At 67.3% G+C, this 8,419-nt stretch carries 9 protein-coding genes; 3 read left to right on the top strand and 6 right to left on the bottom strand.

Annotated features, from left to right (window positions below; all coding sequences use genetic code 11):
* Nucleotides 1-107: 107 nt before the first annotated feature.
* The 4 genes from ACFXK0_RS16920 to ACFXK0_RS16905 all read right to left on the bottom strand — a co-directional run bounded on the left by ACFXK0_RS16920 (nucleotide 108) and on the right by ACFXK0_RS16905 (nucleotide 2,645).
* Nucleotides 108-362 carry a WhiB family transcriptional regulator gene (locus ACFXK0_RS16920; protein WP_379411239.1) on the bottom strand — a complete coding sequence of 85 codons (255 nt, stop codon included), beginning with the start codon at nucleotides 360-362 and terminating at the stop codon, nucleotides 108-110.
* Entirely contained in the window at nucleotides 359-901 is a 543-nt protein-coding gene (locus ACFXK0_RS16915) for an HNH endonuclease (protein WP_379411237.1), read from the bottom strand. The genes ACFXK0_RS16920 and ACFXK0_RS16915 overlap by 4 nt, the downstream gene beginning before the upstream one ends.
* A gap of 54 nt (nucleotides 902-955) precedes the next feature.
* The gene (locus tag ACFXK0_RS16910; RefSeq protein ID WP_379411236.1) at nucleotides 956-1,084 is read right to left on the bottom strand and encodes a hypothetical protein; all 129 of its coding nucleotides are present in this window, start codon (nucleotides 1,082-1,084) and stop codon (nucleotides 956-958) included.
* 100 nt (nucleotides 1,085-1,184) lie between these two features.
* Nucleotides 1,185-2,645, bottom strand: a complete 1,461-nt coding sequence (locus ACFXK0_RS16905) for a helix-turn-helix domain-containing protein (RefSeq protein ID WP_379411234.1) — start codon at nucleotides 2,643-2,645, stop codon at nucleotides 1,185-1,187.
* A gap of 181 nt (nucleotides 2,646-2,826) precedes the next feature.
* Between ACFXK0_RS16905 and ACFXK0_RS16900 the strand changes: the two genes are divergently transcribed.
* Both ACFXK0_RS16900 and ACFXK0_RS16895 read left to right on the top strand, forming a co-directional pair.
* Nucleotides 2,827-3,111 (top strand): hypothetical protein, encoded by a 285-nt coding sequence (locus ACFXK0_RS16900; RefSeq protein WP_379411233.1) that lies wholly within the window; start codon nucleotides 2,827-2,829, stop codon nucleotides 3,109-3,111.
* Nucleotides 3,108-3,812 (top strand): DUF3865 domain-containing protein, encoded by a 705-nt coding sequence (locus tag ACFXK0_RS16895; protein WP_379411231.1) that lies wholly within the window; start codon nucleotides 3,108-3,110, stop codon nucleotides 3,810-3,812. The genes ACFXK0_RS16900 and ACFXK0_RS16895 overlap by 4 nt, the downstream gene beginning before the upstream one ends.
* Nucleotides 3,813-3,869: 57 nt before the next feature.
* Here ACFXK0_RS16895 and ACFXK0_RS16890 read toward each other — a convergent pair whose 3' ends face one another.
* Both ACFXK0_RS16890 and ACFXK0_RS16885 read right to left on the bottom strand, forming a co-directional pair.
* Nucleotides 3,870-5,159, bottom strand: a complete 1,290-nt coding sequence (locus ACFXK0_RS16890; protein ID WP_379411230.1) for an acyl-CoA dehydrogenase family protein — start codon at nucleotides 5,157-5,159, stop codon at nucleotides 3,870-3,872.
* Nucleotides 5,160-5,161: 2 nt separating this feature from the next.
* Nucleotides 5,162-5,815, bottom strand: a complete 654-nt coding sequence (locus ACFXK0_RS16885; RefSeq protein ID WP_379411228.1) for a TetR/AcrR family transcriptional regulator — start codon at nucleotides 5,813-5,815, stop codon at nucleotides 5,162-5,164.
* 245 nt (nucleotides 5,816-6,060) lie between these two features.
* On the opposite strand from ACFXK0_RS16885, the gene ACFXK0_RS16880 reads away from it, so the two are divergent.
* The gene (locus ACFXK0_RS16880) at nucleotides 6,061-8,238 is read left to right on the top strand and encodes a malate synthase G (protein WP_379411227.1); all 2,178 of its coding nucleotides are present in this window, start codon (nucleotides 6,061-6,063) and stop codon (nucleotides 8,236-8,238) included.
* Nucleotides 8,239-8,419 lie beyond the last annotated feature (181 nt).

Genomic DNA, 8,419 nt, shown 5'->3' with positions numbered 1-8,419 from the left:
TAGTTTCTGCCCCCTTCTTGGGTGGGGGGCACCGCGCACCGGGGGGGTTACACCCGCTGGGCACGCGGGGGGGGGGGGGGCGGGACCCGGCCCCGGCCCCCGGCCGGTCACTCGCGGATCACGCGGCCGCGGTCGAACTCGCGGCCACCCCACACCCCCGACTGACCGGTGCGCGCCGCGTACTCGGTGCACCCCGCGAGCAACGGGCAATCGGCGCAGATCCGGCGGGCGTAGTCGAAGTCCTGCGAGGGGTACGGGAACCACGCCTCGTGATTCGGGTCACCCCGGCAGGCGGCGCGGTGCCACTGTCCCGAATCGGAGAGGGTCAGCAGGTCGGTCAGGGCGAGGTCGGTGGTGGTCACGGCGCGTACTCCTTCCAGATCCGGCGCTGCGTGCGGGCCAGCGGGTCGGGAGCCTTGGGCTCCCACAGCAGCCGCATCCCCGCTTCCTCGGGGGTGCGGTCGGCCTTGGTCGTATTGCAGGGGCCGCAGCAGGCGATCAGGTTGCCCCAGGTGTTGGGTCCGCCCCTGCTGCGCGGGCGGATGTGGTCGACGGTCTGCGCCCACTCGGCGCAGTAACCGCAGCGCTGCTTGTCGCGGCGCAGCACCCCGGCCAGGGTGGCCCGGCTGTCCTCGCCGACCGGGGTGACGTGCCCCAGGTAGACGTAGCGCAGCAGCCGGATGGTCTCGGGCAGGCCGATGACCAGGTGCTGGGACCGGATCGGGAACCGCGGCGCCCGTTCGATGACGGTCTCCGCGGCACCGCTGATCAGCAGTGTCACGGCGCGGTCGGCGGTGATCTCGTCGAGGGCCTCGTAGCTGGCGTTGAGCACGAGCACCCTGGTGCGTATCCAGGTGTCGGAAGTGGGCGCCATCGGGTCGACGGCATGACGGATCGTCATGGGAATCACCATGTTTTCCAGAGAAGTGAACGAGAGCCGGGTGGACGGGTCGCGTCAGTGCGCGAAGCGGAGATCGGCCATGGCGCGATAACCCGCGATCGTCGCGCTGGTCGACTCGGTGCGGGCCACTGCGGTGGCACGCGAGGACTTGTTCGACTGTCGTTGTGGTGCGCCATGTTTCATGGCCGTCTCCTCCTCTCGAATGGTCTCGTCGGAATCACCCGGTGCGGAATCACCGGCGTGGAATTCATGGTGGCAGATCGGGCGCGGATTGTCGGCTGATTTATTTCCGGTCACGAGTGTTCGGCCGGCCGACCGCAGTTTCGATCAATTCGCGCGTTGCGCGGACCTCCCGATTCGCCGAGCGGGCGGGTGGGACACCATCGAGCACCTGAAGGGCTCGTCGGGGGATCTGGCCGCTACGAAATCCGGCAGGCAGCGCATCCCACATATCGGTGATCGTCCGGCACCCTTCTTCGAGCTGCTCGGCGCCGAGGCTCAGCGCGGCTTCGTCCAGCCGCAACAGTGCCTCTCCCACCAGGTCCTGCCGACTGAACGGCAGCTCGAGTGCCCGGGTACGCAGCGGGTCGGCGTGGTCTTTCATCCCGATCATCGTCAGCGCGTTGGATTGGTGCCAGCGGAGAAAGTATTCGGTGACGTGTAGTCCGTCGGCTACCGTTTCGCTCTCCGGGAGCGCGGCGAACATCTGGTCGGCGTTGCGGACCGCGTCCAGGGTCTCGCGCCGACGACCCATGCGGGCCTGGACTCCCGCTTCGGCCAGATAGCCGTAAACTGCCTGGGCATTTGGCTGTCCACTGTTGCCGCGTGATTGGGCGAGGCGCGCGGCGGTGAGCCCCGGCTTGAACGAATGGCCGTAGCAGGCGCACGCGTCGCAGATGTGTCCGGCGATCCACGCCTCGACCTCTGCGTCGCCCGCTCGCCGTGCGGCACGACGAGCGACACCGAACCATTCGAACGTGTCGTCTACTCCGGCGACGTCGTTGAGCCGGATGGCGATGAAACCGGCGTTCTTGGCGAATGCCCGGTGTAACCGGCGCTGCGCGTCCCCGGCGGAACTGGACAGCAGGCAAGCTTGGATGCGGGCAAGATCGATCATGCGCGCCGGAACGTACTCCTCGGGTGGAGCGGTATAGAGCGCGTATCCGTTCTCCTCGGTGAGTTCCTCGAGCAGATCGAGATACATCGCGGACGGCTTTCTGCCGGATGGCGCGCTGTGCTCACCGATCAGTTGTCCGGTTGTCGAGACCGGCAACGACAGAAACACGGCACCGGCCGCCGCGGAACTCAGAAAATGACGTCGCTCCACTATCTCCTCGAATCGGGGCGTCGGGCTCGGTTCGTGGTCCGAATAGTCGTGACCGAAGCCGAGCCGGTCGGGTCTTGTGCGATACAGCCGGCACAGCGCGTCCAGGTAGCGTGGTGTCGGGGTGTCGAGGCCGTTCTCCCATTGCGACAGCCGCTGGTGAGCGAGGCCCGCGCCGTCGGTCTGCAAAATTTCTTTCAGGAGGCCGACGGCCTCGACCAAGGTGTATCCCTGCGCCGTGCGGTGTGCCCGGAGCAACGAAACGCCACAGTGCCGGTGGACGGCGAGTGCGGCGTCATAGGCCGAACTGCCCGCCGCTGTGGCAGCCCGGGCCACCCGGCGTCCGCATGAGCTGTTGTGCTGACTGTCACTCACGCTGTCGGCCTTTCTGACACTGGTGTTTCCGGTCTTGCGGATCACACAGGAATCGAGAGTATCGCCAGGTAGCCACCCGTGTCGACGGCACAGCACGGCTCTGCACGCAGCGCGTGCAGCACCCTCACGGCCGGCGTGGATCCGGGCCGTAGTCGCGCGTTCGCGTCGCGACGAGCGTCATTCTCGGGGCAGCTGGTCAATCGGATGCGGAAGAACAGGGTGGCCCATGGAGCGCACGACGCCGACGAGCGGAACATCCCGTAGCGCACGGGGGTACGACGTGCTCGAATCGATTCTTCTACTGGCCCAGGTGCTTCCGTTGGCGACCGCAGCGTTGAGCGCACTCGTCGATGACGGCTGGGTGGCACGGGGGCTGGTGGTGCTGGTGATCGGCGCCGTGACGGTGGTGCACGTGCTACGCGCCCGCGTGCCGGCCGAACCGGGCCGGAGCCCGGAGAACGAACGCACAGGAAATATCGAAGATCGGACACGGAGGGAACTTCAGCAATGACCACGCACGAGTGCTTCGCGCAGGCCGAAGCCATCATCCACCACGACTACACCGCCGTAGACCCTGACCGCAACGCGGTGCTCAGCACGGCATCGGCGCTGTCCCCTGAGCAATCGGCCCGGGTGATCACCCAGTACACGTTCTTCACCAAAGCGATCGTCGACATCCTGTCCACTGCGACGGAGAATCTGAGGTGCTGGCCGGAGGTGGCCACGGAACTCGAGCGCAATATCGCCGAGGAACTCGGCGGCGGCCACCCGGACCGTGCGCATTACACCGTGTTCAAGCGTGGCCTCGAAGATGAGCTCGGGATCGCCGTCGGCGCGGCCGAGCCCGGCCCGGCCACTGTGCACTTTCTTGATGCGCTGACGCGGGCTACGTCCGATCATCGCCCGTTCTTCGTGGCGGGTGCTGTCTACACGATCGAGGCCACCGCGGTGGCGGAACTGAGGATCGTCCGAACGTTGATCGGCGACTACGCGCGGATCTCGGGGAACCGAATCGTCGATCCCGACGGTTTGATCCACCTGTTTCTGGAGTCGCACATCAACGGGTTCGAACCGCAGCACGAAATGGGCCTGCGTCAGGTCGTCGGTGGCCGGCTTCTGGCCGGGAACGGACGCGGGGACTTCCTGGCGGGATGTGCGTCGGTGATGCACGCGATGGACGACTGGTGGACGGGTCTCGCGGCCGCCGCGTGACGATCGGACGGACGAGGGTTCGGTGCCGGACCCTCGTCCCTCGATCGGCGGACGAGATCAGAGGTTGCCGACCTCGCGGTCGAGTCGGCGGGCAACGAGCTTGCGGGCCTCCTCGCGCAGTGTGGGCCGAAAGCCGGTGGGGTACACCGGATCTCCGGGCGCGTACTGCTTGAGCACCTCTTTGGCGAGAGTGATCTTGTGGACCTCGGTCGGCCCGTCGGCGATGGCCATCACCTCGGCGTAGGTGGTCATGTCGAGGAAGGGCAGATCGGTGCTCACGCCCAGTGCGCCGTGCAGGTGCAGCGCGCGGCGGGCGATGTCGTTCATCACCGTCGGCATGGCGACCTTGATCGCGGCGATGTCCTTGCGGACGGCGCGGTAGTCCTGCGCCTGATCGATGCGCCACGCGGTGCGCAGCACCAGCAGCCGGAACTGCTCCATCTGGATCCAGCTGTCGGCGATGCGCTCCTGCGTCATCTGGAACCCGCCCAGCACGCCCTTGCGTGCAGGTCGCGACACCGCGCGCTCACACATCATGTCGAACGCCTTGCGCACCAGCGCGACGGTGCGCATGGCGTGGTGCACCCGGCCGCCGCCGAGCCTGGTCTGCGCGACAACGAACCCCGCGCCTTCCGCGCCGAGCAGGTGGTCGGCCGGGACCCGGACATCGGTGAACCGCAGATGCCCTTCGTGCTCGCTGAAGCCGGGCACGGTGAAGTTGCGCACCAGTTCGATGCCGGGAGTGTCGGCCGGGACGATGAACATCGACAACCGCCGGTGCGGCTCGGCCTCGGGATCGGTCACCAGCATCACGATGTGGAAGGCGGCGTACTCGGCGACCGAGTTGAACCACTTCTCGCCGTTGATGACCCACTCGTCGCCGTCGCGCACCGCGGTGGTGCGGAAGGCCGTCGGATCCGAACCGCCGGTCGGCTCGGTCATCACGTAGCAGGACCCGATCTCGCCGTCGAGCAGCGGCTGCAGGTACTTCGCCTTCTGCTCCGCGGTGCCGTAGTGCGCCAGGATCTCCGCGTTACCGGAATCCGGTGCCTGACAACCGAATACGAGCGGCGCCCACATCGACGTGCCGAGCACCTCGTTGAGCAGCGCCAGCTTCAGCTGACCGTACCCGGGACCGCCCAGCTCGGGTCCGAGATGACAGGCCCACAACCCCTGGTCCTTGACCTGCTGCTGCAACGGCCGCATGAGCGCGCGGATCTCGGGGTCGGCGCGGTCGTAGGGGTTGGGGTAGAGCAGATCCAGGGGCTCGACCTCGGTGCGGACGAACTCCGCGACCCAGTCGAGTTTGCGCTGGTAGTCCGGATCGGTCTCGAAATCCCACGCCATGGTCAGCCTTTCGTGTTGTCGTCCGGAGCCAGCAGCCCGGACAGGACGGTGTCGATGAGGATGTCGGCGATCTCGGCGGGCGAGCGCGCGCCGCGTTCGCGATACCAGAAGCCGAGTGAATTCAGCATGCCGAGCACGCTGTTGGTGACCACGTGGTCGGCGCTGCGCAGCGCGCCCGCGGCGTGACCGGCGTCGATCACGTCCTGCCAGTGGCGCTGCAGCCGGTCGCGCAGCCGCTGGAGTTCGGCGGCCCGGTCCCCGGTCAGCGCGTCGGCGTCGCGTAGGTGCACGGCCACCGCGCGACGATGGGTGATGATCAGTTCGACATGACTGCGGATCAGCAGGCGCAGCGTGTGGACCGGGTCGGTGCCCGCGGCGACGATGCGTTCGGCGGCGTCGAGCAGCGGCCGGGTGTAGTCGAGGAGGATCTGCCACAGCAGTTCCTCCTTGGAGCCGATGTGGTAGTAGAGCGCACCGCGCTGGACGTCGGCTTTCGCGCCGATCTCGGCGACGCCGGTGGCATGGAAGCCGCGCTCGGCGAACAGGTCGAGGGCCGCGGCGCGAATGCGGGCACTGGTCTCGCCGGCGCCGGTGGCGGGTGGGCGGCCGCGGCGGCGCACCGGAGAGCCCGGTTCGCTGGGCTGCGCGACGGTCACCGTGCCTCCGCTCCGGCGGGGCGAGTGGCGCCCGTCACCGAGGAATGTTCCGATCAGTACATTAAATCCCCGCGGGCCTACAATCAAGAGGTGGTCCGCCACGCCCACCGGGCGTAACCGGTGATTCGGCGTGGCGGAATGGAAGTCGCCCTCCGGGCGTTCGAACCCACACGAGATGTCACCACTACCCACGGGTAACATGACATCGACTTTCCCACCCGGCTATCTCAGAAGTGAGGCAGTAGATGACAGAGCGGATTCAGGTCGGCGGGCTCGGAGTGGCCGGCGTTCTCCACGATTTCATCGTGAACGAGGCGCTCCCCGGTACCGGCGTAGATTCCGCCGCGTTCTGGGCAGGCGCGGAGCAGGTCATCAACGACCTCGCCCCGCGTAACCGGGCACTGCTGGCCGAGCGCGACGAGATCCAGGGCAAGCTCGACGCCTGGCACGCCGAGAACCCGGGCACCGGTTACGACAAGGGCGCCTACAAGCAGCTCCTGACCGAGATCGGTTACCTGCGTCCGGAGCCCGCCGGCTTCCAGATCGGCACCGGCAACGTCGACGCCGAGATCGCCACCACCGCGGGCCCGCAGCTGGTGGTGCCGGTGATGAACGCGCGTTTCGCGATCAACGCCGCCAACGCGCGCTGGGGTTCGCTCTACGACGCGCTCTACGGCACCGACGCCATCTCCGAGGCCAACGGCGCCGAGAAGGGCACCGGCTACAACCGCGTGCGCGGCGACAAGGTCATCGAGTGGGGCCGTAACTTCCTCGACGACGCCGTCACCCTGATCACCGGCTCGCACATCGGTTCCTCGTACTACAAGATCGTCGACGGCGAGCTCGAGATCGGCCTGGAAGACGGCACCGACATCGGCCTGGCCGACCCGTCGCAGCTCGTCGGCTACCTGGGCGACCCCGAGGCCCCGACCTCGGTGCTGCTGAAGCACAACGGCCTGCACATCGAGATCCAGATCGACGCGAACTCGCCGATCGGCTCGACCGACACCGCCGGTGTCAAGGACATCGTGCTCGAGTCCGCGCTCACCACGATCATGGACTTCGAGGACTCGGTCGCCGCGGTCGACGCCGAGGACAAGGTCGTCTGTTACCGCAACTGGCTGGGCCTGAACAAGGGCGACCTGGCCGAAGAGGTCACCAAGAACGGCAAGACCTTCACCCGCACCATGAACCCCGACCGCGTCTACACCGCGCTCGACGGTTCCGAGCTGGTGCTGCACGGCCGTTCGCTGCTGTTCGTGCGCAACGTGGGCCACCTGATGACCTCCGACGCGATCATCGACGCCGACGGCAACGAGGTGCCCGAGGGCATCCTCGACGGCCTGATCACCTCGCTGATCGCCGTGCACTCGCTCAACGGCACCGCGAAGCTGGCCAACACCCGCACCGGCTCGGTCTACATCGTGAAGCCGAAGATGCACGGCCCCGACGAGGCCGCGTTCACCAACGAGCTGTTCGGCCGGATCGAGGACGTCCTCGGCCTGACCCGCAACACCCTCAAGGTCGGCATCATGGACGAGGAGCGCCGCACCACGGTCAACCTCGCCGCCTCCATCGGGGCCGCCAAGGACCGCGTGGTGTTCATCAACACCGGCTTCCTGGACCGCACCGGCGACGAGATCCACACCTCCATGGAGGCCGGGCCGATGGTCCGCAAGGCCGAGATGAAGACCCAGACCTGGATCACCTCCTACGAGGACTGGAACGTCGACACCGGCCTGGCCAAGGGCCTGCCCGGCAAGGCCCAGATCGGCAAGGGCATGTGGGCCATGCCCGACCTGATGGCCGGCATGCTCGAGCAGAAGATCGTGCACCCGAAGTCGGGCGCCAACACCGCGTGGGTGCCCTCGCCCACCGCCGCCACCCTGCACGCCACCCACTACCACCTGGTGGACGTGTTCAAGCGGCAGTCCGAGATCGCCAAGGGCGGCCCCCGCGCCACCGTCGACCAGATCCTGGAGATCCCCCTGGCCCAGTCCACCGACTGGTCCGACGAGGAGAAGCGTCAGGAACTCGACAACAACTCCCAGGGCATCCTGGGCTACGTCGTCCGCTGGATCGACCACGGTGTCGGCTGCTCCAAGGTGCCCGACATCAACGACATCGGCCTGATGGAAGACCGTGCCACCCTGCGCATCTCGAGCCAGCTGGTCGCCAACTGGCTGCGCCACGGCATCGTCACCGAAGCCGACGTGACCGCCAGCCTCGAGCGCATGGCCCCCGTCGTCGACCGCCAGAACGCCGGCGACAAGGCCTACCACCCGATGGCCCCCAACTTCGACGCCTCGATCGCCTTCCAGGCAGCCAAGGAACTGGTCCTGGAAGGCACCAAGCAGCCCAACGGCTACACCGAGCCGATCCTGCACCGGCGTCGCCGCGAGTACAAGGCCGCACAGAAGTAGTGGCATCGAACGGCTGAAAAGTACTGTCCAGCAGTACTTTTCATCAGCGGCCCCGTCCCGGAGAAATCCGGGGCGGGGCCGCTGTCGTCACGGGAAATCACCGCGGATAACGGCGTGTCATCCTCAAAACGGTCACAAGAACGGTCACACACGGGACGTGCCTGTCCTCGTCGAGGGGCGT

Origin of the sequence: Nocardia sp. NPDC059177 (assembly GCF_042755165.1) — a bacterium.
GTDB lineage: Bacteria > Actinomycetota > Actinomycetes > Mycobacteriales > Mycobacteriaceae > Nocardia.
This window is presented reverse-complemented; position numbering and strand designations above follow the sequence as displayed.